This is a genomic window from Pseudomonas brassicacearum subsp. neoaurantiaca, from assembly GCF_013608025.1.
Lineage (GTDB): Bacteria > Pseudomonadota > Gammaproteobacteria > Pseudomonadales > Pseudomonadaceae > Aquipseudomonas.
In genome coordinates this window covers 32,808-59,187 of the sequence record NZ_VDLV01000010.1, presented here as the reverse complement: position 1 = coordinate 59,187, position 26,380 = coordinate 32,808, and the positions used below count along the sequence as shown (strand labels likewise).

Sequence of the window (26,380 nt, the reverse complement as noted above, 5' to 3'; positions counted from 1 at the left end):
GTAGACAGGGCGGCCCCAGGGTCGCCTGCAACACCAAGAGGTAGGGTCATGAATCGCTTCGTATCTGTTCTGGCATTGAGTGGGATCACCGCACTGGCGGGCTGTGTCGCGCCAACGCCAAGGCCCAATGACCCGTACTACGCTCCGGTGTTGCCGCGCACACCGTTGCCGGCGGCGGCCAACAACGGTTCGATCTACCAGGCCGGTTTCGAGCAGAACCTATACAGCGACCGCAAGGCTTTCCGGGTCGGTGACATCATCACCATCACCCTGAACGAGCGGACCCAGGCCAGCAAGAACGCCAACTCGCAAATGGACAAGACCAGCCAGACCAGCGTCGGCCTGACGTCGTTGTTCGGTTCGGGCTTGACCACCAACAACCCGATCGGCAGCAACGACCTGAGCCTCAACGCCGGCTACGGTGCCGACCGCGCCACCAAGGGCGACAGCAAGTCGGGCCAGAGCAACAGCCTGACCGGTTCGATCACCGTGACCGTCGCCGATGTGCTGCCCAACGGCATCATCGTTGTGCGAGGCGAGAAGTGGCTGACGCTCAACACCGGTGACGAACTGGTGCGTATCGCCGGCATGGTCCGGGCCGATGACATCGCCACCGATAACACCGTTTCGTCCACTCGCGTGGCCGATGCGCGCATCACCTATTCGGGCACTGGTGCCTTTGCCGATGCGAGTCAGCCAGGTTGGTTCGACCGTTTCTTCCTCAGCCCGAAGTTCCCTTTCTAGGTGATCAAGTTGAATCTTAAGCAGCTGTTGATCGGTGCCCTGGTGATGTCGGCAGCCTTCACCGCTCAAGCCGAGCGCCTGAAGGACATCGCCAGTATTTCCGGCGTGCGTTCCAACCAATTGATCGGCTACGGCCTGGTCGTGGGCCTCAACGGTACCGGCGACCAGACCACCCAGACTCCGTTCACCCTGCAGACCTTCAACAACATGTTGTCGCAGTTCGGCATCAAGGTGCCGGCCGGCTCCGGCAACGTGCAGTTGAAGAACGTCGCGGCGGTGTCGATCAGTGCTGATCTGCCGGCGTTCGCCAAGCCAGGTCAACAAGTGGACATCACCGTGTCGTCCATCGGTAACTCCAAGAGCCTGCGTGGCGGCACCTTGTTGCTGACGCCGCTCAAGGGTATCGACGGCAACGTCTACGCCATCGCCCAGGGCAACCTGGTGGTGGGCGGTTTCGACGCCGAGGGCCGCGACGGTTCGAAGATCACCGTCAACGTTCCGTCGGCCGGTCGCATCCCTGGCGGTGCGTCGGTTGAGCGTGCGGTGCCGAGTGGTTTCAACCAGGGCAACAGCCTGACCTTGAACCTCAACCGTTCCGACTTCACCACGGCCAAGCGCATCGTCGACAAGATCAACGACATGCTCGGCCCAGGCGTGGCCCAGGCCATCGACGGCGGCTCGATTCGAGTCACCGCGCCACTGGATCCGAGCCAGCGGGTCGACTACCTGTCGATCCTGGAAAACCTCGAAGTCGATCCGGGCCAGGCGGTGGCGAAAGTCATCATCAACTCGCGCACCGGCACCATCGTGATCGGCCAGAACGTCAAGGTTTCGCCGGCCGCCGTGACCCACGGCAGCCTGACCGTGACCATCACCGAAGACCCGATCGTCAGCCAGCCGGGCCCGTTGTCCAACGGCCAGACCGCCGTGGTCCCGCGTTCGCGGGTCAATGCCGAGCAGGAAGCCAAGCCGATGTTCAAGTTCGGCCCGGGCACCACCCTGGATGAAATCGTCCGGGCGGTGAACCAGGTCGGCGCGGCACCGGGCGACCTGATGGCGATCCTTGAAGCCTTGAAGCAGGCCGGCGCGTTGCAAGCCGACCTGATCGTGATTTAAGGAAAACGGTCATGGTGGATATGCGCAAAGGCGCCTTGGTCAGCGGGGATTCGGGTTCCTACTCGGACTTGAATCGCCTCAACCAGCTCAAGGTTGGCGACAAGAACAGCGACGGCAACCTGCGCAAGGTGGCGCAGGAATTCGAGTCGCTGTTCCTCGGCGAAATGCTCAAGTCCATGCGTTCGGCCACCGAGGCCCTGGGCAAGGACAATCCGATGAACACGCCGGAAGCCAAGCAGTACCAGGAAATGTACGACCAGCAGTTGGCCGTTTCCATGTCCCGCGAGGGCGGCGGTATCGGCCTGGCTGATGTGTTGCTGCGCCAGATGTCCAAGAACAAACCGTTGGCGCCCGGCGAAGCGGCGACGCTGTCGGCGGCCAAGCAGCAGGAAGCGCTGGACAAGGCCACCAAGGCTGCGGTGCCCACGCCTGTGGCGGCCGGAACGCTGCCCGACGGGCCTTTGTCGCGCAGCAATGGCCAGCGTCCGCTCTGGGCCTCGCGCGCCGTGAGCACGCCGCACGGGGCGGGCGAGGGCGAACACCGCAACGACATGGAATTGCTCAACCAGCGCCGCCTGGCCTTGCCGCCAAAATTGGCGGATCGCTTGCTCGCCGGCCTGGTGCCTTCGGCGTCGACTCATCTCGACGCCCCGGCGCAGAACATCTTGCCGGACCGCGCTGTCGCTGCCGTGAAGCCGGCCACCGGCGAACTGGCCAACGGCGATTGGCTGGCCGCACTCAAGGCTGCCGAGCCGAAAGGCGACATGCAGGTCTATGGCCGCGCCGTGGCCCAGCCGCCCCTGGCACCGGCCCGCAAGGCCTTCCGCGATGCCGACGAATTCGTCAACGCCATGCTGCCAATGGCCAAGGAAGCCGCCGACCGTATCGGCCTCGACCCACGCTACCTGGTGGCCCAGGCCGCCCTGGAAACCGGTTGGGGCAAATCGGTGATGCGCCAGCCCGATGGCAGCAGCAGCCACAACCTGTTCGGCATCAAGGCCAGCAAGAACTGGACGGGCGATTCGGCGCGGGCGATCACCAGCGAATTCCGCAATGGCGAGATGGTCAAGGAGACGGCCGAGTTCCGTTCCTACGCCTCGTATCGCGACAGCTTCCATGACTTGGTCAACCTGCTGCAAAGCAACAATCGCTATCAAGCTGTGCTCAAGTCTGCCGATAACCCGGAACAGTTTGTACGCGAGTTGCAGAAGGCCGGTTACGCCACCGACCCGAACTACGCCAGCAAGATTTCGAACATAGCCCGGCAGATGACGAGTTACCAAAACTACGCCTCGGCCGGTGCCACAACGACTTTATAAGGTCTGAACCATGAGTTTGCTCAATATCGGGATGTCGGGTCTGTCCGCAAGCCAGACCGCACTGGTGACCACGGGTAACAACATCGCCAACGTCGATACCGCTGGGTATTCGCGTCAGCAGACCGTGCAGACCACCAAGGCGTCGAACCAGTACGGCAACGTGTTCATCGGCTCCGGCACGACCCTGGCGGATGTGCGCCGGGTCTATAACTCGTACCTTGAAGCGCAACTGAAGACCACCACCTCGCTCAACAGCGATGCGGCGGCCTACCAAGGTCAGATCACCCCGCTCGATTCCCTGCTGTCGGACAGCGGCACCGGCCTCAACGGCGCGCTGACCAAGTTCTTCGCCTCGGTACAGAACGTCAACGCCAAGCCGGGCGACGACGCGTCCCGCCAGTTGCTGCTCAGCGATGCCCAGGCCTTGAGCAACCGTTTCAACTCGGTTGCCAGCCAGTTGACGGAGCAGAGCCAGAACATCAACGGCAACCTGTCGAACATGGTCGAGCAGATCAACAATCTGGCCACCACCGTCGCCCAGTTGAACAAGAAAATCGCCGAGGTCTCCAACGCCGGCGGCGCGCCGAACGACCTGCTCGACGCCCGCAGCGAGACCATTCGCCAACTGTCTACCTTCACCGGCACTCAGGTCGTCGAGAACGGCAGCAGCCTGGACATCTACCTGGGTTCCGGCCAGCCACTGGTGATGGGCAATATCACCAACAAACTCGAAGCGGTGCCGGACAAGAACGATCCCGGCCGCATTGGCATCCAGCTCAACAGCGGCTCCAGTGTCATGGACATCACCCAGGTCATGACCGGCGGTGAAATCGGCGGCCTGATGCGCTACCGCAGCACTGTGCTCGACCCGGCCATGAACGAGCTGGGCCGCGTGGCGCTGGTCGTCGCCGACCAGATGAACAGCATCCAGGCCTCGGGCATCGACAAGAACGGTGCGTTTGGTTCCAACCTGTTCAGCAGCATCAACAGCGCTGCCCAGATGAGCCAGCGCAGCGTCGCCTCGCTGGGTAACAGCGCAGGCTCCGGCAACTTCAACGTGTCCATCGAAGACACCGGCAAGTTGACCACCAACGACTACAAGATCACCTTCACCAGCGCCACCGACTACACCGTACAGCGCTTGCCGGATAACACCTCGATGGGGGCGTTCAACACCGCCACCACGCCGGCACCAGTGGTCGATGGCTTCTCGCTGACCTTCGCCAGCGGCACCGCGGCCGCGGGCGATTCATTCAAGATCACCCCGACCCGCAACGCGGCGGGCAGCATCAAGACCGAGATGACCGACTCCAAGCGCCTGGCCATCGCCGCGCCGCTGGGCGCTGCCCTTACACCAGGCGACAGTGGCACGCTGACCATCCCGTCCAGCGGCCAGCCGACGATGACCACCAAGCTGGACATCTACGACGAAGCCACCACCAGCATCATCCAGAACGGCATCAAGACTTCGATGCCGGTCAAGGTGGTGTTCGGGGCGATTTCTGCCGGTGGCAGCAGCCAGGCCTATCAATTACTTGACGCTAAGGGTGGCCTGATCAGCAGCGGCACGATCCAGCCCGGCCAGAGCAACACGCTGAGCCTGAGCGTTCCGCTCAAGGATGCCACCGGTGCCGCGATCATGGACTCGTCCGTACCGCCGGTGCAGCGCACCGTCACGTTCGACATGTCGATTGCCGGCGCGCCGTCCGATGGCGCGGGTATCAATATCAGCCTCAGCCAGCCCGGCAGCCTGGACAACCGCAACGGAACGGTATTGGCCGGCTTGCAGACCGCGAAGACCGTGGACACCAACACCGCCAGCAAAGGCATCTCCCTGAACGATGCCTACGGCAAACTGGTGGAAGGCGTCGGCGCCAAGGCCGCCCAAGGCAAGCTCGACAGCGCCGCCACCGGCGCGATCCTGGACAACGCCAAGACCGCTCGCGACTCGCTGTCGGGCGTGGACCTGGATGAAGAAACCGGCAACCTGGTCAAATTCCAGCAGTACTACACCGCGTCTTCGCAGATCATCAAGGCGGCGCAACAAATTTTCAGCACACTGATCAACAGTCTTTAAGGAGCCGTAGCCCATGCGCATTTCTACTTCTCAGTTCTACGAAAGCACGGCTGCGAACTACCAGAAAAACTTCGCCAAGGTGGTCAAGACCAGCGAAGAAGCCAGCAGCCTGGTGCGTGTGAACACCGCCGCTGATGACCCAGTGGGGGCTTCGCGTCTGCTGCAACTGGGTAACCAGGCCTCGATGCTGTCCCAGTACGAAGCCAACGTCACCACCATCAAGGCCACCCTCGGCACCACCGAAGCGGTGATGACCAGCATCGGCAACGTGCTGCAGCGCGCCAAGGAATTGGCCGTGAGTGCCGGTAACGCCGCGTACACCGACTCAGACCGCAAGGCAGTCGCTTCAGAACTGGGCTCGATCGAAGACCAATTGCTGAGCCTGATGAACACCAAGGATGAAAACGGCAAGTACATCTTCGCCGGCTCCAAGGGCGATGTCGTACCGTTCACCCGCAACGACGACGGCACCTACAGCTACAACGGCGACCAGGTCACCCTGGACCTGCCGATCGGCGACACCATGTCCATGGCCACCAACAGCACCGGCTGGGAAGCGTTCCAGCAAGCGGTCAACACCAGCCGAACCCAGGTCACCATGACCGCGCCGGCGGTGGATGATGGCCGCGTGGTGTTGACCAACGGCCAAGTGTCGTCCAGCGTTTCCTACAGCAGCCAGTTCCGCAGTGGCGAGCCGTACACGGTGGAATTCGCCAGCGGCACCCAGTTGAAAATCACTGATTCGGCCGGCAACGATGTGACCGCCGAAGCCAGCAAGGGCGGTGCCATCGACCCTAACAGCCAAGTCGGGCAGACCGTGAAGTTTCGCGGCGTCGACCTCACGCTGAACGTCAACCTGCACGCGGGCGACGTGGCTGGCACGGTGTTGCCCGGACATACGTTCACTCTGGCCGCCAAACCGGACAGCTTCACGCCGGCCCGCAGCCCGGGCAACGCCACCGTGACTCAAATCACGGGTAGCCAGATCACCGATCCGACGGCTTACCATGCCAGTTTCCCGGCGGGGTCGGCGGTGCTGAAGTTCACCAGTCCCACGGACTTCGACTTGTATGCCGCACCGCTGACTTCTGACAGCAAACCTGTATCCAGCGGTACCCTGGCAGGCAACGTCGCTACCGCATCCGGCGTGAGTTTCACACTCAACGGGGCGCCGGCCGCCAACGATCAGTTCAGCATCGCGGTCAACACCCACGAGACGCAAAACATCCTGGACACCGTGAACCAGTTGCGCACTGCGTTGAACACGCCGGCGGCGGGCGACAACATCGCTATCCAGAAACTGAACGCGGCATTGGCTTCAGGTATTGGTAACCTGGCCAGCGGCACTGACCAGTTGACCAGTGCGTTGAGTTCGGTCGGTGGACGTGGCCAGTCGCTCGACACCCAGAGCGACACCAACCAGAGCTTCGTCCTGGCTAACTCGCAGACCCAGTCGGCGATTCGTGATTCTGACCCGGCGGAAGTGATGACGCGCCTGACCTTGCAGCAGACTATGCTCCAAGCGTCGCAGTTGGCGTTCAGCAAAATCGCTCAACTGGGCTTGTTCAACAAAATCTGATCCAGGGCGGGGACCGTGACGCCAAGCGCGGTCCCTTGGCCCGTTCCTTAATATGATTCAGGACGTCCTGCTCTCGCCTGAGTTGGCGCCCACCGGTTGAGAGCCAAGCGTGTGAAATCAGCTCCTCTTGTCAGCATTGCCATCCCCGCGTACCACTCACGCTTTTTCCGCCTCGCCTTGCAAAGCGCGCTCGAGCAGACTTACGAGAACCTTGAAATCGTCATCTGCGACGATTGCCGCACCGATGAAATCGAGCTGATTGTCCGGGAGCTTCGCGCAAGCTCCAATGTTGCGGTGCGCTACCTGCACAACCCTGAGCGGCTGGGGTTCCAGCAGAACCTGTTGCGCTGCCTCGAGGAATCCCGGGGTGAGTACATCAAGTTTCTGTGCGATGACGATCAACTGCTGGCGTTCTGCGTCCGTCAACAGGCCGTCATCCTGCAGGAGCATGAACAGGTATCGCTGGTGATCAACAAGCATCATTTGATCGATGCAGACAATTACGCCTTGCCGATTCGCGTCGAGAACACTGGCATCACCCAGTTCGATGCGCTGTTCAACGGCAGCGACATGCTGGCATATTTTGAAAAGACCACCCGTAATATCCTGGGCGGTTTAAGTGGCGCAATGATGCGTCGCACCGATGTCGAGGCCTTGCTGCCAGCGTTGGCGCGGCCCGGTGAAGGCTTCGAGGCGGTCCTGGATTTTGCCTTGTTCATCTGCCTGCTGCGCCGGGGTCACCTGGTCCAGTTATACGCCGAGGGAAGTGGCCAACGGTTGCATCCGGAGCGCCTTGCGCGTCAGCACAAGATGCTTGAGGCGGCCACGGTCGAATTGAACTGGCTCAAGGAAATGCTCACCCAGCGCAGCGGCGAGCCGGCGCCAGCCAGTGGCTGGGTGCGTTACCAGGCGCTGGATCGAAGCCAGGACCAGGGGACGTCCGAATGGGAAGAAATCAACGTCTACTCGATCATCGCGACTCGGCAGGGCGTCATCGGCTCGCAAGTCGGCACTGACATCGAGAGCTACGCGGATCTCTATGTGCAGTGGTTGGCATGTCGGCGTTTCAGCCCATTGCGCAAGCAAGTCTTGTCCCGGCAGATCGCGCGCTGGGCTTATCGTCCGACGATCGTCCCCGTCATCATTGACGAGCAGGACGATCCTCATGCGTTGGGTATCACCCTGCAGAGCATCGCTGACCAGGCTTATGCCTGCGAATCGGTGCTGCTGTTGTCCAACGGTCGCCAGGTGATGGACAACCATGTCCTGCGTCTCGGCCTGCAGGCGGACTGGGTCCAGCAGCTCAATGGGCTGTTGCCGCAACTGGACGGGGCCGACTGGTTCTATCTGCTGCGTGCCGGCGATCGCTTGACGGAGTCAGCGCTCCTGGTCATGGCCGATCGGATTGTCAGCTCGCCGGGTGCGGCCTGTATCTATAGCGATGAAGGCGCGCTGGTGGACGAAAAATCGGCGGAGCCGATCTTCAAGCCCGACTTCAATCTCGATTTGATGCGCGGTTATCCCTACGTCGGCCGAACACTGGCTTTCGAGCGCGCTCGATTCCTGGTCTCGGGTGGATTTGATTCGAGCCTGGGGGAATTGGCGCCCCACGACTTGATCTGGCGATTGGTTGAAACGGATGGACCGCAGGCGATTGGACATGTTCCGGAGGTCCAGGTCGAGTCGGCGTTTTCGTTCGCCCAATGGCTGTCGCTGCCGGAAGTCATCGAGCAGAACGCCCGGCTGATCAGTGTTCATCTGCAGCGCATCGGCGTGCCGCACCGGCTTCACCCCGGGCCGCTCCTGGCGTTGATACCGCGTATCGAATACCTGTTCACCGAGCGGCCACTGGTGTCGATTATTATCAGCGTCAAGGATGATCTGAGCGCCTTGGAGCGTTGCGTCGACAGCCTGCTCAGTACGACGGCTTATCCGAACTACGAGATCATCATCGTCGACAACGCCAGTGAAAGCACCGAGTTGCAGCATTGGCTGCGGGCCATGGCCGAGCTGAGCAGTGAGAAGTTGCGAATATTCTTCCATCCGGGAAGCGCCAGCGAAGCCGTCATCCGCAATTTCGCCGCACAGCAGGCCCGTGGCGAATACCTGTTGCTGCTCAGTCCCAATTGCATCGTGCTGGAGGCCGCCTGGCTGGACGAACTGCTCAATCATGGGCAGCGTCCTGAGGTCGGTATCGTCGGGCCCCGCACACTCAACCTGCAGGGCCGGGTCATCGACTCCGGGATGATCATGGGGCTGGACGGGTTGGCGGGCAGGGCGTTCGTCAACGAATCGGTGACGTCTGGCGGCTATATGCAACGCTTGCAGACGGTGCAGAACTGGAGTGCCGTTGGCGACCATTGTCTGTTGGTGCGCAAGCAGGTTCTGGAGGAGGTCGGCGGGTTCGATGAATCGATCACAACGCAGCGCATCAATTCTCTGGAACTCTGCCAGCAAGTCGGAAAAAACGGTTACTTGATTGTTACGACACCTCACAGTGATGTGGTGCTGGCGCCCGGCTTGGAAGCCAGTCGTGATCCGTCGTGGAAGGCGCGCCTGGAGCATGAACAAGAGGCGTTCTATCAGCGCTGGTTGCCCCGGGTCGCCAACGATCCTGCCTACAACCGTAACCTGACCCTGACTGGGAAAAGCTTCAGTCTTGAGCCTGGGCCACGTACCGGCTGGAATCCGTTGATCACCCGCAACGTGCCGTCGATCCTGGGAATGGCGGTCAATACCTCGGCAGTGGGGCATTACCGAGTCAGCCAGCCGTTGTTCGAACTGGAAGCGGCGGGTCGAATCGTCGGGCGTGTGGCCTACGATACGCCCTCGATCATCGACATCGAGCGCCAGTCACCCGATGTGATTATCCTGCAAGGGCGCTATAACGTCGGTAAATTCAAGGACATTGCCCAGGTCAAGACTTACTCCAATGCCATGCGCATCTATGAATTGGATGACTACATCGCCAGGGTCCCCGAAAAAAACGAACACCGTCGCAATATGCCGGACAACCTCGAGGACTTGCTGCGCCAAGGGATCGCCCAGTGCGATCGGGTCGTGGTGTCCACCCATCCGCTGGCGGACGCCTTGTCCAGCATGCACCACGACATCCGCGTGGTGCCGAACATGCTGGCGGCCGGCCTGTGGCATCAGCTCCGCAGCCAGCGTGCAACCTCCGGCAAGCCGCGTATCGGTTGGGGAGGCGGCACCAGCCACCGTGGTGACCTGGAGCTTATCGCCGATGTCGTCCGGGAACTGGCTGACGAGGTGGAGTGGGTTTTCTTTGGCATGTGCCCGGATATGCTCAAGCCCTTTATCCATGAGTTCCATCCTGGCGTGAGCCTGGCGGCCTATCCGGCGAAGCTTGCCAGCCTGAACCTGGATCTGGCCTTGGCACCCTTGGAATTTCATATTTTCAACGACTGCAAAAGCAACCTCCGACTGCTGGAGTACGGTGCGTGCGGCTATCCGGTCATTTGTTCGGATACCGAGGCTTACCGAGGGCACTTGCCTTGCACCCGGGTCCTCAGCAACAGCACCGAAGAATGGCTGGAAGCGATCCGTATGCACCTGGCGGATCCGATTGCCAGTTACCGGATGGGCGATGAATTACGTGAAGTGGTGTTGCGCGACTTCGTCTTGCGCGGCGATAACCTGCAGTACTGGGCCAATGGTTGGTTGCCGGATTGACCAGGTTCAATCTCGAATTCCCGGTGTCGCTGATGCGGCCACCTACCCGTTAAGGAATGAATATGCAAAGCAATGTCCCAACAGGATCGACTGCACTGTTGAATGAACGGTTTACCCTGGTGCTGCTCGCTCACGACCAGTCGACTGCCTTGCGGCGGGCGTTGCATTATTACAGTGAGAGTTCATTCACCTTGCTGGTCGTCGACTCATCGAGCCGGGTCGACACTGGGATCACGGCAGCATTCTCGGACGTGCAATACCTACACGCGCCCACGGCGAGTGGCTTTGGTGACAAGGTTCGCCAGGCTGTCGAGCACGTCGTCACGCCTTACCTGGCTGTCGCCGATGCCGAGAGTTTCCTGCTGCCCCTGGCACTTGAACAGGCGATGGATTTCCTGGAAGCGCACGGCGAGTACGGGGCCTGCCAAGGCTACAGCGTGGCGTTCGAGGCCCATGCCGACCGTGTCGACTATTACTTGCTCGACCGCAAGGGCTGCGAAGATTACTCCGGCCCCTCGGCTGAAGCCCGGCTGAGCGCATTTGCCGAAGATTGCCCCGCACTGGTAAATGCCCTTACGCGCACCGAAACCCTGCGACGCAGCTACGCGTCGTTGCCCGCCGGTTTTGACTCGCAGTTACAGGAGGCCGGCCATTCCTATGGGGTGGTGGCGGATGCGAAGGTCCGCTTGCTGGACATTCCCTATGGCGTCCATGAACGCAGTCGCGTGAGGAAGCCGCAAAGCCAGGTCGCCATGACGCCGGGTACCCAGGACATGCGAGCGGTTGCCGAGCAGGAGCGTTTGGCCATAACGCTGGCCGCCGCCTTCGGCGCGGGTGCTTCGGTGCGAGAACATGCCCGGGGCATCGTCAAGAAGCTCGCTGAGCGTTCGGTGCCTCCGTCGGGAAAACTGTTCGAGTCGACCTGGGATTCCCGGCGTGCTGAGCCGGTTCGTCGTTTCGAACCCACGCAGTACGTTGAGTTGCCCTTTTATAACCAGGCTTTTTTCGACGTGCTCGCCACACTGGAATTCCTGCTTCATGCCGCGCCGAGCGGGCAGGTGCAGTTGAAGGAGCTGGAAGCGGCCATGCTCAAGCAAAAGGAGCTTTCCCGCCCCCAGCGCAACACCAGCGCCGAGCCGCTTGATGAACAGTTGGCGAGGGCATTCCTGAGCTATGCGTTCAACCAGGACCTGGTGAAGCAACTGCTGGGGCTCATGCAGGCCAAGGGTGACACGCGCTACGTGCAGATGCTCCAGGCCTGGGACCAACGGCTCAAGGCGGCAGCGTTCGAAAATACCGCGCGGTTGTTCGACGACACACGTTCCGGCCGATTGCTGCGCTGGCTCGAGGCGCGTGAGCCGAGCGCGCGTGAAGCCCAACAAGTGTCAAAATACCTGGCGGCTCGCAAGGGTGGACCTACGTTCGGCATTTTGATCCTCGACCTGGAAGCCGATATCTTCAAGATGCAGGCCACCTTCGACAGCATCATCAATGGCTACTGCCGGGCGTTCAAGATTGTGGTGTTCACGACCGGCGACCTGCCGGCCGAGACGACGCCGCAGAGCGTGCTGCATTTCGTCAAAGTCAACGAAAGCAACTACGTCGATAAGATTAACCAGGTCGTCAGCCAGAGCGATTGTGACTGGATGGTCATGGCCGAGGCCGGCGATGAATTGACGCCGGGTGGCCTGTTCCGCGCGGGTGTCGAGCTGCTGGACGCGCCATGCCAGGCCGTGGCTATGGACGAGTTCCAGCGTCAGCCTGACGGTACGCTGGCCGATGTCTTCCGACCAGGATTCAACCTTGACTTGCTGCAAAGCAACCCGGCAATGATGGGTCGTCATTGGTTGATACGTCGTGAGACGTTGGTAAAGCTCGGCGGTTATTCGCGCGAGTTCAAGAACGCGATGGAGTTCGACCTGCTGTTGCGCCTGATCGAGCAGGACGGCCTGGAGGGGCTTGCTCATCTGGATGAACCTCTGCTGATCTGCCAGGCGCCCGTGGTGGAAGACAACGCTGATGAGCGCAAGACATTGCTGCGTCATCTGGCGGTTCGTGGTTATCAAGCCGACGTGAGCGCAGTCGTGCCGGGGACCCATAAAATCGATTATCGCTTTGCCGAGCGCCCCATGGTGTCGATCATTGTCCACGGCGTCGATGATCTGACGGTGTTGCAACGTGGCTTGCTCAGCGTACTGCAACGCACCCGGTACCAGCGCTACGAAGTGCTGGTGCCCACCATGGCGGCAAACCATCCCGTACTGCGCACTTGGCTTGACGGCCAGGGGCACCAGGCCAGTCGCGTCCGGTTGCTGGATATTGATGCGGGCGTCGCAACGGGGTCTCTGATCAACGCTGCGAGTCAGGAAGCCAAGGGCGATTACCTGGTGGCGCTCGCGGCCGACAGCGAGGTGGTCAACGTCAACTGGATCGAATCACTGCTCAATCAAGCCTTGCGGCCGGAAGTCGGCGTTGTCGGTGCCAAGCTCGTCGAACGCGATGGACGAATCACCCAGGCCGGTCTGATCCTGGGCTTGAATGACAGCGTCGGCTCGGCCTTCGTTGGCGAGTCGAAGACCGCCCGGGGCTATATGAACAGGTTGGTGGTCGAGCAGAATTGTTCGGCAGTGTCTTTTGGCTGCCTGATGATTTCCAAGCAGTTGTTCGAAGCGGCTGATGGCATTGACACAGGATTGTTCGATGATGCCCTGGGTGACGTCGACCTCTGCCTCAGGGTTGGCCAGGCCGGTTATCTGACCGTATGGACGCCCCATGTGCAGTTGATCCAGCCCGGCGTGCTGGCAAGTACGCCGCAGGCGCTTGCGGCGCTGCGTGAGAAGTGGTCCGGGGCGTTCGCCCAGGATCGCTTCTACAATGGCAACCTGGCGCTGCAAGGCGCGGGTTTCGCCTTGGGGCCGGTGCGCAACGTACCTTGGACCGACTTGCTGAACTGACCGCCGCATAACACGCCTCTTGCGAGGCGTCCTCTTGGCGCCGACAGGTTGAACCTGTCGGCGCTCTCGCCGAAATCCTCCACTTTTCTCAAGATTCCGGGCCGGTGCCTGCACCCGTTGCAGCGAATGTCGCCGCTTCGCTTGTCATGAAAAAATGCCTCTTCAGGACAAAACGGCGTGACGCATAGGTCATAAAGTGCATCTTCACTGTATTGTATTCCCCGGAGTGGAGGCCCGTGCGTACGCCTGGCACGGCTTCTGCCCTTGGAAATCAACCATTTTGAAGCGCCCCTGAGCTTTTGGGGGTGAACCTAGTCGCAGTTTATGATCGGGAAGCCATGATGATTGGCATAAAAAGCATAGCGAGTTATGTGCCGACCGCTGGTGTGGATAACTACGCTCAGGGTGCCAAATTCGAGAAGGATGAAGAGTTCATCCTTGGCAAGATCGGTTCGGCGTTCCTGCCTCGCAAAGACGCAGACCAGGAAACTTCGGACCTGTGTGTCCAAGCAGTCAACGCATTGTTTGCCAACAACCCGCAGCTTTCGCGCGAATCCATCGACGCGCTGATCGTCGTCACCCAGAACGGTGATGAGGAAGGCCTGCCGCACACGGCTGCCATCGTGCAGGACAAGCTCGGGCTGCCGACCCACGTGGCGGCGTTCGATATCTCGCTGGGCTGCTCGGGCTACGTCTACGGCATCTATGCCTTGAAGGGCTTCATGGAGGCCGCAGGGCTGAAGAATGGGTTGCTGGTCACCGCCGATCCGTACTCGAAAATCGTCGACCCAGAAGACCGCAACACCACCATGCTGTTCGGCGATGCCGCCACGGCCACGTGGATGGCCGAGGGCGCCAACTGGCAATTGGGCAAATCCAAGTTCGGCACCGACGGTTCCGGTGCGCCGCACCTGAAGGTCAGCGACGGTGTGTTTTTCATGAACGGTCGCCAGGTCTTCAACTTTGCTTTGTTGAAAGTGCCCGCTCATTTGCATGAGCTGTTGGACGAGTCGTCGCTGCAAGCCAGCGACATCGACGCGTTCTGCATTCACCAGGGCAGCGCGGCGATCGTCGATGCCGTGGCACGGCGTTTCGAGGGCGAGCCTGAGAAATTCATCAAGGACATGGTCGAGACCGGCAATACCGTGTCGTCGAGCATTCCGCTGCTGCTGGAGAAGCACGTCCTGGATGCCGACTGGAAGCGCGTCGCGATCAGCGGTTTCGGTGTGGGCCTGTCGTGGGGATCGGCGATTCTTTATCGCGATTGATCGAATCCTGTTCATCCCAATAGCGCTTCAGGTTGACCTGAAGCGCTTTTTTTTGCCCGTGACGCTGCCCTGCGATTTATTGACGCCATTTTCCAAGCTTTTTTTGCCGCTAACCCCTTGTTTCTCAAGGGGTGGCAGTCTGCTAGTAAATTTTTTGAAAAAAGCCCTCAAGCAAGTTCCCAACCCGACGATAACTATTACGAAGGTTCTCTAGGCCACACCCCCGGCGGTTGCCAAGGGCCGGAAGCCGCAGTACCCAACCAACGAGGAATTCGTCATGGCTTTAACAGTAAACACCAACACAACTTCGCTGAACGTTCAGAAGAACTTGAACCGCGCTTCCGACGCTCTGTCCACTTCGATGACTCGCCTGTCTTCCGGCCTGAAAATCAACAGCGCCAAAGACGACGCCGCCGGCCTGCAGATCGCTACCCGTATGACCTCGCAAATCCGCGGTCAGACCATGGCGATCAAAAACGCCAACGACGGTATCTCCATGGCGCAGACCGCTGAAGGCGCGATGCAAGAGCAGACCAACATTCTGCAGCGTATGCGCGAACTGGCCATCCAGTCCCGTAACGACAGCAACAGTGCAACCGACCGTGTCGCTCTGAACAAAGAGTTCTCGCAGATGAGCGACGAACTGACCCGTATCGCCAACAGCACCAACCTGAACGGCAAGAATCTGCTCGACGGTACTGCTAGCACCATGACCTTCCAGGTCGGTTCGAACACCGGTTCTGACAACCAGATCTCCCTGACCTTGAGCGCCAGCTTCGACGCTGCAAGCCTGGGTGTTGACTCGGCAATCACCATCGTTGGTTCCGACAGCGCTACTGCTGAAACCAACTTCTCGGCCGCAATGGACGCAATCACCAGCGCGATCGACACCATCAACAGTGCTCGTGCTGACCTCGGTGCTGCTCAAAACCGTTTCGCCAGCACCATCTCCAACCTGCAGAACATCAACGAAAACGCCAGTGCTGCACTGGGTCGCGTACAAGACACCGACTTCGCTGCTGAAACTGCCCAGCTGACCAAGCAGCAGACTCTGCAACAGGCTTCCACTTCGGTTCTGGCCCAGGCCAACCAACTGCCATCCGCTGTACTGAAGCTGCTTCAGTAATAGCCGGATGAGTTTTAGCGGGGGAGTGCGCTTGCGTGCTCTCTCGCTTTTTCCGTTCAAGAGGTGATGGACATGGATATGAGCGTGAAGCTGAACTTGTCTTATCCAGCGGCGAAGCCGGCACCTACAGTGGCCGACAAGCCCGTGGAGAAGCCTCAAGCCGACGTTGCTCCCGTGACGCCGGTCAAGCAAGCGCCTAAAGACGCTGCGGCCGAGCAGGAAAAACTCAAAAAGGCCGTTCAGGAAATCGAGAAATTCGTCCAGTCGGTCAAGCGTAACCTGGAGTTCTCTATTGATGAGCCTTCAGGCAAAGTAGTGGTCAAAGTGATTGCCAGTGGTTCCGGTGAAGTGATTCGCCAGATCCCGAACGAAGAAGTCCTGAAACTGGCCAACAGTTTGAATGATGCAAACAGCTTGTTGTTCAGCGCCGAAGCCTGACAACCGGCACGAATTCTGTTGTTATGTTCTTTTGGGCGTTGTAAAGGTCAAAAGGCCGGCGACACACTGAAGGGAGTCCCACATGGCAAGTCCAATTCTACCTGGCTTGGGTCTAGGCTCGGGCCTGGATACCACTGCAATCGTCAAGGCGCTGGTCGATTCCGACAAGGCCGCCAAGCAAGGTCAGATCACTCGCGCGACGACGACGACTACCAACAGTATCTCCGGGGTCGGAACCCTGAAGTCATTGTTGGCAGCCTTCAATACCGCCATGAAGGACTTGGGCAGCACAACCAGCCCGCAGTTCGCGGGTTTTGCTGCGACCTCTTCGGTACCCGGTGTTCTCACGGCGACCGCCAGCAACTCGGCGGTGAATGGTACTTACTCGATCAAGATCACCAACCTCGCCACGGCCTCGAAGGTCACGTCGGCGGCGTTTGCCGGTGGGACGACCAGCGCCATTCCTACCGGGACGATGACCATCTCGCAGAAGGGGGTCGACTACAATCTCAATGTGCCGGATGGTTCGACCCTGCAATCGGTTCGCGACGCGATCAATGCCGACTCTTCGCTCAAGGCTGCCGGTGTCAGTGCGAACATCGTGACCGACTCTTTCGGATCGCGCCTGGTGCTGGGTTCAACTACCACCGGCGCAGGTTCCGATATCTCGGTGAGCGGTATAGCAGGGCTGGAGATCGACGGCACGAATGTCGTGGGTGCCGGCACTGATCCGTTGACCGCCACTTCGGCGGGCGCTATCGGTGCCTTGGCCCAGGATGCCAATTTCACCGTCGATGGCATGAAACTGACGAGCAAGAGCAACACTGTGAGCACGGCAATTTCGGGGCTGACCTTGAATTTGCTCGGCGTTGCGGGCGATGCCACCTCAACGGTTACCGTGGCGCCGAACAACGATGGCCTGAAAGCCTCGATCCAGAAGTTCGTCGATGCTTATAACGCCATTGCAAACAGCATCACCGCGCTGACCAAGCCGTCACTTGACGATGATGGGAAGCCGACGGTGCCGGCCAAATTGACGGGTGACGCGTTGCCTCGCTCGCTCCTGGCAGCGATTCGAACGCCCTTGTCTGAAACCGGCGCTGGAGACAAGTTGACCTCGCTGGCCCAGTTGGGTATCACCACTGATCAGAAGACGGGTGCGTTGAACTTCGATAGCGTCAAGTTCAGCGCAGCGATGAACGATAAAAAGCTCAGCGGTGAAGTCCAGACGTTGTTCACGGGCACCAACGGCCTGTTGGAGCGCATGGGCAAGGCGATCGAGCCCTTCAGCCAGACGGGTGGCATTCTCGACCAGCGGAACACAGCGCTGACCAGGACCCAGACCCGCTTGAAGGCCGATCAGGAGGCTCTGGATCGTCGGGTCGAGACCCTGACCGCAGTGCTGACTAAGAAGTACAACGACATGGATACCTTGGTCGGCAAGCTGAAGGCCACTGCGAGCAACATCACCTCGATGTTCGAGGCGCTGACGGCACAACAGAAAAATAGCTGATTTCGATCGACGAAAAAGCCCGGCAACGTTTTGACAACGTTCCGGGCTTTCGGCTTTTCGGTCTAAAGTTTTTTGACGCAGCGTCGATACGCTGTTTATACGAACCGAAGATTTTTGATGAGGTAGAACATGAATCCGATGTTGGCCCTTCGCCAATACCAGAAGATTGGCGCCCAGGCGCAAACCTCCGAAGCAAGTCCCCATCGTCTGGTGCAAATGCTCATGGAAGGCGGCTTGGATCGTATCGCCCAGGCCAAGGGTGCGATGGAGCGCAGGGATATTGCAAACAGAGGCATCCTGATCAGCAAGGCCATCGGCATTGTCGGCGGCTTGCGAGAAGGCCTGGACCTGGAAAATCGGGCCGAGTCGGTTGCTGAACTGGATACTCTTTACGCTTACATGATGAAGCGTTTGGCTGAGGCCAACGTCAAAGCCGATCCGAAGATCCTCGACGAAGTCGCTGATCTGCTTCGCACGGTCAAGGAAGGCTGGGATGCCATTGCCACGCCTGGACCGCAATTCTGAGGAATATGCTCATGAGTCTTGTCTTGCAGCGAATCGAACAAACCCGTGAGGCCCTGGTTGATGCCCTGGCTGAGCGGAACTGGGAGGCCATCGGTCAATTGGACCTGGCGTGCCGTTCCTGCATGGAAGACGTCTTGAGCGAGTCCGAGGTGGACGAGGCGGCGTTGCGTAACAACCTGGAAGAATTGCTGGGGGTGTACCGGCAGTTGCTGGAGGCGGCGACGGGAGAGCGTCAGGCAATCGTCGATGAAATGTCGCAGATTCATCAGGCACAGAACGCGGCGAAGGTTTACCACTTGTTCGGATGATTTAATTTTCATTTAATCCGAACAAAGTGCGCCATAAATTTGACTGTGCACGATTTTTTGACTTAACTAGTGGCTGTTTACAGATTTCAGGCGTCTACAGGCATGACAAGTCTGCAAGCGTCTAGCTTGCCCCCAAATTCGGGCACTGAGTTGACTAGGGAAGTTGCTATTGCATGTGGCGTGAAACCAAAATTCTCCTGATCGATGACGATAGCGTCCGCCGCCGCGACCTGGCGGTGATCCTGAATTTTCTTGGCGAAGAAAATTTACCCTGCGGTAGCCATGATTGGCAGCAGGCTGTCGGCTCTTTGTCGTCCAGTCGTGAAGTCATTTGTGTCCTTATTGGGACCGTAAATGCTCCCGCTTCGCTTTTGGGCTTGCTAAAGACACTCTCAACCTGGGATGAGTTCCTTCCAGTTTTGTTAATGGGCGAAAATTCTTCCCTTGACTTGCCTGAGGACCAGCGCCGCCGGGTACTTTCCACCTTGGAAATGCCGCCAAGCTACAGCAAATTGCTCGATTCGCTGCACCGTGCCCAGGTTTATCGCGAGATGTACGACCAGGCCCGCGAGCGCGGTCGGCACCGTGAACCCAATCTTTTCCGCAGCCTTGTCGGCACCAGCCGTGCGATCCAGCACGTGCGCCAGATGATGCAGCAGGTGGCCGACACCGACGCCAGCGTGCTGATCCTGGGCGAGTCCGGCACCGGCAAGGAAGTGGTCGCGCGCAACCTGCATTACCATTCCAAGCGCCGCGAAGCGCCGTTCGTGCCGGTCAACTGCGGTGCGATCCCGGCCGAGTTGCTGGAAAGCGAATTGTTCGGCCACGAGAAGGGCGCGTTTACCGGTGCAATCACCAGCCGCGCCGGGCGTTTCGAACTGGCCAATGGCGGCACGCTGTTCCTCGATGAGATCGGCGACATGCCGCTGCCGATGCAGGTCAAGCTGCTGCGCGTGCTGCAAGAGCGTACGTTCGAGCGCGTGGGCAGCAACAAGACCCAGAGCGTCGACGTGCGGATCATCGCCGCGACCCACAAGAATCTCGAGAGCATGATTGAGGTTGGCAGCTTCCGCGAAGACCTCTATTACCGTCTCAATGTATTCCCGATCGAAATGGCGCCGTTGCGCGAGCGGGTCGAAGACATCCCGCTGCTGATGAACGAATTGATCTCGCGCATGGAGCATGAGAAGCGCGGTTCGATCCGCTTCAACTCGGCGGCGATCATGTCCCTCTGCCGCCATGGCTGGCCGGGCAACGTTCGCGAGCTGGCGAACCTGGTGGAGCGCATGGCGATCATGCACCCCTACGGTGTGATCGGCGTCGCTGAGCTGCCGAAGAAATTCCGCTACGTCGATGACGAAGACGAGCAAATGGTCGACAGCCTGCGCAGCGACCTGGAAGAGCGCGTGGCGATCAACGGCCATACGCCGGATTTCACCAGCAACGCCTTGTTGCCGCCGGAAGGCCTGGACCTCAAGGACTACTTGGGCGGCCTGGAGCAAGGGCTTATCCAGCAGGCCCTCGACGATGCCAACGGTATCGTGGCCCGCGCGGCGGAGCGCTTGCGTATCCGCCGTACGACCCTGGTAGAAAAGATGCGCAAGTACGGCATGAGCCGGCGCGAAGGAGATGAACAGGCGGATGATTGACGCCTGTTTTGCAACCGCCTGATTTCCAGGCGGTTTTTTTTCGGCACGGGTATTGCTACAGCCCTCGCAACGTTCCGTTTAACTGACGGTCAGCCAAGCGAGAGAGCACGATGACCCAAGCCGCCCTGATGTCGCCTGTCCCCGAGCCGGGACACATGCCGTCCGCCGAACAGGCTAGCCGGCTTGGACTTGAACAGGCGTTTTCGCTGTTTAACCAGATGTCCAGCCAGTTGACCGATTCCTACAGCCTGCTTGAAGCCCGGGTGACCGAGCTCAAGGGTGAGCTGGCGGTGGTCAGTGCCCAGCGCATGCAGGAACTGGCGGAAAAAGAACGCCTGGCCAATCGGCTGCAAAACCTCCTCGACCTCTTGCCTGGCGGCGTCATCGTCATCGATGAGCACGGTTTCGTGCGCGAAGCCAACCCGGCGGCGTGCGAGCTGCTCGGCCTGCCATTGGAGGGCGAGCTTTGGCGGCACGTCATCGCCCGCTGCTTCGCCCCTCGCGAAGACGATGGCCACGAAATCTCCCTCAAGGACGGTCGCCGTCTCTCTATCTCGACCCGTTCGCTGGATGCCGAGCCAGGGCAGTTGGTGCTGCTCAATGACCTGACTGAAACCCGTCACCTGCAAGACCAGCTTGCGCGCCACGAGCGCTTGTCTTCCCTTGGGCGGATGGTGGCGTCGCTGGCCCATCAGATCCGCACGCCGCTGTCCGCCGCGTTGCTCTACGCCAGTCATCTGACCGAACAGCAATTGCCGATGGACACCCAGCAGCGCTTCGCCGGTCGCCTGAAGGAGCGCCTGCATGAGTTGGAGCATCAGGTGCGCGATATGTTGGTGTTCGCCCGGGGCGAGTTGCCGTTGACCGACCGCGTGACACCCAAGGCGTTACTGCAATCCTTGCAGGCCGCAGCGTTGACCCATGTGCAGGATCTGCCGATCCGCTGGCAGTGCGACAGCCATGTGGGCGAGGTCTTGTGCAACCGTGACACCTTGGTGGGCGCGGTATTGAACCTGATTGAAAATGCGATCCAGGCCAGTGGCGGCGACGTCCGGTTGAAGGTTCATCTGTACACCCGTGGCAGCACGTTGCGCCTGTGTGTCAGCGACAGCGGCAGTGGCATCGATCCAACCGTATTGACTCGCCTGGGCGAACCGTTTTTTACCACCAAGGCCACTGGGACGGGCTTGGGCCTGACCGTGGTCAAGGCTGTGGCGCGTGCCCATCAGGGAGAATTGCTGCTGCGCTCGCGGCTGGGGCGTGGCACTTGTGCGCTGATCGTCCTGCCGCTGTTTTCCAGTGCGCCAGGGGTGGAGTGAAGGCAATGGCGATCAAGGTTTTGCTGGTGGAGGACGATCGTGCGCTGCGCGAGGCGCTGGCCGATACGCTGCTGTTGGCCGGGCATGATCACGCCGCCGTCGGTTCGGCGGAGGAGGCGCTGCTGGCCGTTGCGCGCGAGCCGTTTAGCCTGGTGGTCAGCGACGTCAACATGCCGGGCATGGACGGTCACCAGTTGCTCGGATTGCTGCGTGCGCGCCAGCCTCAATTGCCAGTCCTGTTGATGACGGCCCACGGTGCGGTCGAGCGTGCGGTGGATGCCATGCGCCAGGGGGCGGCGGATTACTTGGTCAAGCCGTTCGAGCCCAAGGCGCTGCTGGACCTGGTGGCGCGTCATGCCCTGGGAATCCCGGCAGTCGAGGGTGAAGGGCCAGTGGCCATCGAGCCGGCCAGTGCTCAGTTGCTGGACTTGGCCGCGCGGGTGGCACGCAGTGACTCGACCGTGTTGATTTCCGGCGAGTCGGGTACGGGCAAGGAGGTGCTGGCTCGCTACATCCATCAGCAATCCCGTCGCGCCAACGAACCGTTCATTGCCATCAACTGCGCGGCGATTCCCGACAACATGCTCGAGGCAACGTTGTTCGGGCACGAGAAGGGCTCGTTCACCGGCGCCATCGCGGCCCAGGCCGGCAAGTTCGAACAGGCGGACGGCGGCACCATCCTGCTCGATGAGATTTCAGAAATGCCCCTGGGCCTGCAGGCCAAGCTGTTGCGGGTGTTGCAGGAGCGAGAAGTGGAACGGGTCGGCGCTCGCAAGCCCATCAGCCTGGACATTCGAGTCGTGGCAACCACCAACCGTGACTTGGCGGGCGAGGTCGCGGCGGGGCGTTTCCGGGAAGACCTTTATTATCGGCTGTCGGTTTTTCCGTTGGCCTGGCGTCCGTTGCGCGAGCGCACCGCCGATATCCTGCCGCTGGCCGAGCGCCTGCTGGCCAAGCACGTCAATAAAATGAAGCACGCCACGGCGCGACTGTCCGCCGAAGCCCAGGCTTGCCTGATCGCTTATCCCTGGCCTGGTAATGTCCGTGAGTTGGATAACGCCATCCAGCGGGCCTTGATCCTGCAGCAGGGCGGCTTGATCCAGCCTGAGGATTTTTGCCTGGCCGGTCCGGTGGCTTGCGCGCCGTTACCCGTCTTGCAGCCAGCACCAGCGGTGGTTCCACCAGTGGAAGTGGCGGAGTCCGCGGGTGCGCTGGAGGACGACCTGCGTCGGCGCGAATTCCAGATGATCATCGATACCCTGCGTGCCGAGCGCGGCCGTCGCAAGGAGGCGGCCGAACGCCTCGGGATCAGCCCTCGCACCCTGCGCTACAAGCTGGCGCAGATGCGTGACGCGGGGATGGATGTGGAGGCTTACCTTTTCGCCAGTTGAATAGTCGCCACCAATCCTTGTGGGAGCGAGCTTGCTCGCGATAGCGGTGGGTCAGTCAAAATTGATGGCGGATTTGATGGCATCGCGAGCAAGCTCGTTCCCACAGTGGAGCGGTGTGCGCAATTGTTTCTGCCGGCCATCGAGCTGGCACCCTTGTTGCTAATACCTACGTACCCGCTGAGTAAGTGTCAAAAAAACGCGGGCCGCCAGAGAGAATAGACCATGAGCCAAGGTATTGAATTTAATCGATTGATGTTGGACATGCGCTCCATGCAAATGGACGCCATGGCCCAGCCGAAATCGGTCGCGGTCCCCCAGGTGGGTGGCAGCAGCTTTTCCGACATGCTCGGTCAGGCCGTCAATAAAGTGAACGATACCCAGCAGGCTTCGAACCAGTTGGCCAGTGCTTTTGAAATTGGCAAAAGTGGCGTCGACCTGACGGACGTAATGATCTCTTCGCAGAAAGCCAGTGTCTCGTTTCAGGCGTTGACCCAGGTACGCAACAAACTGGTTCAAGCCTACCAAGACATCATGCAGATGCCGGTCTAAGGAAACTATTGAGTCATGGCAGAAGCAGCCGTTGATAACGTTCCAGCCAAGGCCACTCCGGTAGACGGCAAACCGCCGTTGTTCGGTCTGTCTTTCCTGGAAAACCTCTCCGAGATGACCATGCTGCGTCAGGTTGGCCTGTTGGTCGGCCTGGCTGCCAGCGTGGCGATTGGTTTCGCCGTCGTGTTGTGGTCCCAGCAGCCAGACTACCGTCCGTTGTACGGTAGCCTGGAAGGCATGGATGCCAAGCAAGTCATGGAAACCCTGGCTTCTGCCGACATTCCCTACACCGTCGAACCCAACTCTGGCGCCTTGCTGGTCAAGGCCGACGACGTGGCGCGCGCGCGTCTCAAGCTCGCTGCCGCGGGCGTGACACCCACCGATGGCAACATCGGTTTCGAGATTCTCGACAAGGACCAGGGCCTGGGCACCAGCCAGTTCATGGAAGCGACGCGTTATCGTCGCGGCCTGGAAGGCGAACTGGCGCGCACCATCTCCAGCCTCAACAACGTCAAGGGTGCCCGTGTGCACCTGGCGATCCCGAAAAGCTCGGTCTTCGTGCGCGATGAGCGCAAGCCGAGTGCGTCGGTCCTGGTTGAACTGTATTCCGGCCGCTCCCTGGAGCCAGGCCAGGTCCTGGCCATTATCAATCTGGTGGCGACCAGCGTTCCCGAGCTGAGCAAGTCGCAGATCACCGTGGTCGACCAGAAGGGCACCCTGCTCTCCGACCAGGCGGAAAATTCCGAACTGACCATGGCCGGCAAGCAATTCGACTACAGCCGCCGCATGGAAGGCATGCTGACCCAGCGTGTGCATAACATCCTGCAACCGGTCCTGGGCAATGGCCGCTACAAGGCCGAAGTCTCGGCGGATGTGGATTTCAGCGCGGTCGAATCGACCTCCGAGCAGTTCAACCCGGATCAGCCGGCGTTGCGCAGCGAGCAGTCGGTGAACGAACAGCGCACTGCCAGCAATGGCCCGCAAGGCGTGCCGGGTGCCCTGAGCAACCAGCCGCCATCGCCGGCCAGCGCGCCGCAAACCACCGGTGGCGCCACCGCCGCCGCGGGCATGGTGCAGCCAGGCCAACCGCTGATCGATGCCAACGGCCAACAGATCATGGACCCGGCCACCGGCCAGCCGATGCTCGCGCCGTACCCGGCCGACAAGCGTCAACAATCCACCAAGAACTTCGAGCTCGACCGTTCCATCAGCCACACCAAGCAGCAACAGGGTCGCTTGAATCGCCTGTCGGTCGCCGTGGTGGTGGACGATCAGGTCAAGATCAACCCGGCCAACGGCGAAACCAGCCGTGCGCCGTGGAGCGCCGACGAATTGGCGCGCTTCACTCGCCTGGTACAGGACGCCGTCGGTTTCGACGCCAGCCGTGGCGACAGCGTCAGCGTGATCAACGTGCCGTTCTCCCTGGAGCGCGGTGAAGAAATCGCCGACATTCCGTTTTATTCGCAACCCTGGTTCTGGGATGTGGTCAAGCAAGTATTGGGTGTGCTGTTCATCCTGATACTGGTATTCGGTGTGTTGCGTCCGGTGCTCAACAACATCACCGGTGGCGGCAAGAACAAGCAGTTGGCTGGCTTGGGTGATGTAGAGCTGGGAGGCATGGGCGGCCTGGATGGCGAATTGGCCAACGATCGCGTCAGCCTCGGCGGGCCGCAGAGCATCCTGCTGCCAAGCCCGAGCGAAGGCTATGACGCTCAGTTGAACGCCATCAAGAGTCTGGTGGCAGAAGATCCGGGTCGTGTGGCCCAGGTCGTGAAAGAGTGGATTAACGCAGATGAGTGATAATCGAGCCGCTGTTGCCAAATTGTCCCGGGTCGACAAAGCCGCGATCCTGTTGCTGTCCCTGGGTTCGACCGACGCCGCCCAAGTGCTGCGCCACATGGGGCCCAAGGAGGTCCAGCGCGTCGGCGTGGCCATGGCCCAGATGGGCAACGTGCACCGCGAGCAGGTCGAGCAGGTCATGAGCGAGTTCGTCGACATCGTTGGCGACCAGACCAGCCTGGGCGTCGGCTCCGACGACTATGTGCGCAAGATGCTCACCCAGGCCCTGGGCGAGGACAAGGCCAACGGCCTGATCGACCGGATCCTGCTGGGTGGCAACACCAGTGGCCTGGACAGCCTGAAGTGGATGGAGCCACGCGCAGTTGCTGACGTGATCCGTTACGAGCACCCCCAGATCCAGGCGATCGTGGTGGCGTACCTCGACCCGGACCAGGCAGGCGAAGTGCTGGGCAACTTCGACCATAAGGTGCGCCTCGACATCATCCTGCGCGTGTCGTCGCTGAACACCGTGCAGCCGGCGGCGCTGAAGGAATTGAACCAGATCCTCGAGAAGCAGTTCTCGGGCAACTCCAATGCTTCGCGCACCACCTTGGGCGGTATCAAGCGCGCGGCGGACATCATGAACTTCCTCGACAGTTCGATCGAAGGTCAATTGATGGACTCGATCCGCGAAGTCGACGAAGACCTGTCCGGTCAGATCGAAGACCTCATGTTCGTGTTCAACAACCTGGCCGATGTCGACGACCGCGGTATCCAGGCACTGTTGCGCGAAGTGTCCTCCGACGTCCTGGTGCTGGCCCTCAAGGGATCGGACGAAGGCGTCAAGGAAAAGATCTTCAAGAACATGTCCAAACGGGCGGCCGAACTGTTGCGCGACGACCTCGAGGCCAAGGGCCCGGTGCGTGTCAGCGACGTGGAAACTGCACAGAAGGAAATCCTCACCATCGCCCGCCGTATGGCCGAAGCCGGAGAAATCGTGCTCGGTGGCAAGGGCGGCGAAGAGATGATCTAA

General features: G+C 60.3%; 19 protein-coding genes. All 19 read left to right on the top strand.

What is annotated here, in order from left to right:
* The first annotated feature begins 48 nt into the window (after positions 1-48).
* The 19 genes from flgH (at position 49) to fliG (ending at position 26,380) form a co-directional block, all read left to right on the top strand.
* Positions 49-744, top strand: a complete 696-nt coding sequence (flgH, locus tag FHK92_RS07065; RefSeq protein ID WP_030141114.1) for a flagellar basal body L-ring protein FlgH — start codon at positions 49-51, stop codon at positions 742-744.
* 45 nt (positions 745-789) lie between these two features.
* A complete protein-coding gene (locus tag FHK92_RS07060; protein WP_161798353.1) occupies positions 790-1,860 on the top strand; it encodes a flagellar basal body P-ring protein FlgI in 1,071 nt (356 codons plus the stop codon).
* Between the two features lie 14 nt (positions 1,861-1,874).
* Positions 1,875-3,179, top strand: coding sequence for a flagellar assembly peptidoglycan hydrolase FlgJ (gene flgJ, locus FHK92_RS07055; protein ID WP_181287698.1), 1,305 nt, complete (start codon positions 1,875-1,877; stop codon positions 3,177-3,179).
* Between the two features lie 10 nt (positions 3,180-3,189).
* Positions 3,190-5,256 carry a flagellar hook-associated protein FlgK gene (gene flgK, locus FHK92_RS07050; protein ID WP_181287437.1) on the top strand — a complete coding sequence of 689 codons (2,067 nt, stop codon included), beginning with the start codon at positions 3,190-3,192 and terminating at the stop codon, positions 5,254-5,256.
* A 13-nt stretch (positions 5,257-5,269) separates the two neighbouring features.
* The gene (locus FHK92_RS07045) at positions 5,270-6,835 is read left to right on the top strand and encodes a flagellar hook-associated protein 3 (protein WP_181287436.1); all 1,566 of its coding nucleotides are present in this window, start codon (positions 5,270-5,272) and stop codon (positions 6,833-6,835) included.
* 111 nt (positions 6,836-6,946) lie between these two features.
* Positions 6,947-10,528 carry a glycosyltransferase gene (locus FHK92_RS07040; protein ID WP_181287435.1) on the top strand — a complete coding sequence of 1,194 codons (3,582 nt, stop codon included), beginning with the start codon at positions 6,947-6,949 and terminating at the stop codon, positions 10,526-10,528.
* Positions 10,529-10,590: 62 nt separating this feature from the next.
* Complete coding sequence (locus FHK92_RS07035) at positions 10,591-13,482, top strand: TIGR00180 family glycosyltransferase (protein WP_181287434.1); 2,892 nt, start codon at positions 10,591-10,593, stop codon at positions 13,480-13,482.
* Between the two features lie 341 nt (positions 13,483-13,823).
* Positions 13,824-14,750: a ketoacyl-ACP synthase III gene (locus FHK92_RS07030; protein WP_181287433.1), complete on the top strand. Its 927-nt coding sequence runs from the start codon at positions 13,824-13,826 to the stop codon at positions 14,748-14,750.
* Positions 14,751-15,027: 277 nt separating this feature from the next.
* Complete coding sequence (locus tag FHK92_RS07025; RefSeq protein ID WP_181287432.1) at positions 15,028-15,876, top strand: flagellin domain-containing protein; 849 nt, start codon at positions 15,028-15,030, stop codon at positions 15,874-15,876.
* A gap of 72 nt (positions 15,877-15,948) precedes the next feature.
* Positions 15,949-16,314 (top strand): flagellar protein FlaG, encoded by a 366-nt coding sequence (locus FHK92_RS07020; RefSeq protein ID WP_181287431.1) that lies wholly within the window; start codon positions 15,949-15,951, stop codon positions 16,312-16,314.
* A gap of 82 nt (positions 16,315-16,396) precedes the next feature.
* A complete protein-coding gene (gene fliD / locus FHK92_RS07015) occupies positions 16,397-17,827 on the top strand; it encodes a flagellar filament capping protein FliD (protein ID WP_181287430.1) in 1,431 nt (476 codons plus the stop codon).
* 129 nt (positions 17,828-17,956) lie between these two features.
* The gene (fliS, locus tag FHK92_RS07010; protein WP_181287429.1) at positions 17,957-18,352 is read left to right on the top strand and encodes a flagellar export chaperone FliS; all 396 of its coding nucleotides are present in this window, start codon (positions 17,957-17,959) and stop codon (positions 18,350-18,352) included.
* A gap of 11 nt (positions 18,353-18,363) precedes the next feature.
* Positions 18,364-18,660 (top strand): hypothetical protein, encoded by a 297-nt coding sequence (locus FHK92_RS07005; protein ID WP_030141089.1) that lies wholly within the window; start codon positions 18,364-18,366, stop codon positions 18,658-18,660.
* 173 nt (positions 18,661-18,833) lie between these two features.
* Complete coding sequence (locus FHK92_RS07000) at positions 18,834-20,309, top strand: sigma-54 dependent transcriptional regulator (protein WP_030141088.1); 1,476 nt, start codon at positions 18,834-18,836, stop codon at positions 20,307-20,309.
* A gap of 110 nt (positions 20,310-20,419) precedes the next feature.
* On the top strand, positions 20,420-21,628 hold the full coding sequence (locus tag FHK92_RS06995; protein ID WP_030141087.1) for a sensor histidine kinase: 1,209 nt from the start codon (positions 20,420-20,422) through the stop codon (positions 21,626-21,628).
* Between the two features lie 5 nt (positions 21,629-21,633).
* Positions 21,634-23,019 carry a sigma-54-dependent response regulator transcription factor FleR gene (gene fleR / locus FHK92_RS06990; protein ID WP_181287428.1) on the top strand — a complete coding sequence of 462 codons (1,386 nt, stop codon included), beginning with the start codon at positions 21,634-21,636 and terminating at the stop codon, positions 23,017-23,019.
* Positions 23,020-23,241: 222 nt separating this feature from the next.
* Positions 23,242-23,568: a flagellar hook-basal body complex protein FliE gene (gene fliE, locus FHK92_RS06985; RefSeq protein WP_003184044.1), complete on the top strand. Its 327-nt coding sequence runs from the start codon at positions 23,242-23,244 to the stop codon at positions 23,566-23,568.
* Positions 23,569-23,583: 15 nt separating this feature from the next.
* Positions 23,584-25,368 (top strand): flagellar basal-body MS-ring/collar protein FliF, encoded by a 1,785-nt coding sequence (gene fliF / locus FHK92_RS06980; protein ID WP_181287427.1) that lies wholly within the window; start codon positions 23,584-23,586, stop codon positions 25,366-25,368.
* Positions 25,361-26,380: a flagellar motor switch protein FliG gene (gene fliG / locus FHK92_RS06975; protein ID WP_007958288.1), complete on the top strand. Its 1,020-nt coding sequence runs from the start codon at positions 25,361-25,363 to the stop codon at positions 26,378-26,380. Before fliF ends, fliG begins: the two co-directional genes overlap by 8 nt.

What these genes read in the sequence shown, in the direction of transcription:
- FHK92_RS07005 (WP_030141089.1), top strand. Translation starts at nt 18,364, where the DNA reads ATGAGTCTTGTCTTGCAGCGAATCGAACAAACCCGTGAGGCCCTGGTT.
- fliD (WP_181287430.1), top strand. Translation starts at nt 16,397, where the DNA reads ATGGCAAGTCCAATTCTACCTGGCTTGGGTCTAGGCTCGGGCCTGGAT.
- flgK (WP_181287437.1), top strand. Translation starts at nt 3,190, where the DNA reads ATGAGTTTGCTCAATATCGGGATGTCGGGTCTGTCCGCAAGCCAGACC.
- FHK92_RS06995 (WP_030141087.1), top strand. Translation starts at nt 20,420, where the DNA reads ATGACCCAAGCCGCCCTGATGTCGCCTGTCCCCGAGCCGGGACACATG.
- fliS (WP_181287429.1), top strand. Translation starts at nt 17,957, where the DNA reads ATGAATCCGATGTTGGCCCTTCGCCAATACCAGAAGATTGGCGCCCAG.
- FHK92_RS07045 (WP_181287436.1), top strand. Translation starts at nt 5,270, where the DNA reads ATGCGCATTTCTACTTCTCAGTTCTACGAAAGCACGGCTGCGAACTAC.
- FHK92_RS07000 (WP_030141088.1), top strand. Translation starts at nt 18,834, where the DNA reads ATGTGGCGTGAAACCAAAATTCTCCTGATCGATGACGATAGCGTCCGC.
- fleR (WP_181287428.1), top strand. Translation starts at nt 21,634, where the DNA reads ATGGCGATCAAGGTTTTGCTGGTGGAGGACGATCGTGCGCTGCGCGAG.
- FHK92_RS07030 (WP_181287433.1), top strand. Translation starts at nt 13,824, where the DNA reads ATGATTGGCATAAAAAGCATAGCGAGTTATGTGCCGACCGCTGGTGTG.
- FHK92_RS07025 (WP_181287432.1), top strand. Translation starts at nt 15,028, where the DNA reads ATGGCTTTAACAGTAAACACCAACACAACTTCGCTGAACGTTCAGAAG.
- FHK92_RS07060 (WP_161798353.1), top strand. Translation starts at nt 790, where the DNA reads ATGTCGGCAGCCTTCACCGCTCAAGCCGAGCGCCTGAAGGACATCGCC.
- FHK92_RS07035 (WP_181287434.1), top strand. Translation starts at nt 10,591, where the DNA reads ATGCAAAGCAATGTCCCAACAGGATCGACTGCACTGTTGAATGAACGG.
- fliG (WP_007958288.1), top strand. Translation starts at nt 25,361, where the DNA reads ATGAGTGATAATCGAGCCGCTGTTGCCAAATTGTCCCGGGTCGACAAA.
- FHK92_RS07020 (WP_181287431.1), top strand. Translation starts at nt 15,949, where the DNA reads ATGGATATGAGCGTGAAGCTGAACTTGTCTTATCCAGCGGCGAAGCCG.
- fliE (WP_003184044.1), top strand. Translation starts at nt 23,242, where the DNA reads ATGAGCCAAGGTATTGAATTTAATCGATTGATGTTGGACATGCGCTCC.
- fliF (WP_181287427.1), top strand. Translation starts at nt 23,584, where the DNA reads ATGGCAGAAGCAGCCGTTGATAACGTTCCAGCCAAGGCCACTCCGGTA.
- flgH (WP_030141114.1), top strand. Translation starts at nt 49, where the DNA reads ATGAATCGCTTCGTATCTGTTCTGGCATTGAGTGGGATCACCGCACTG.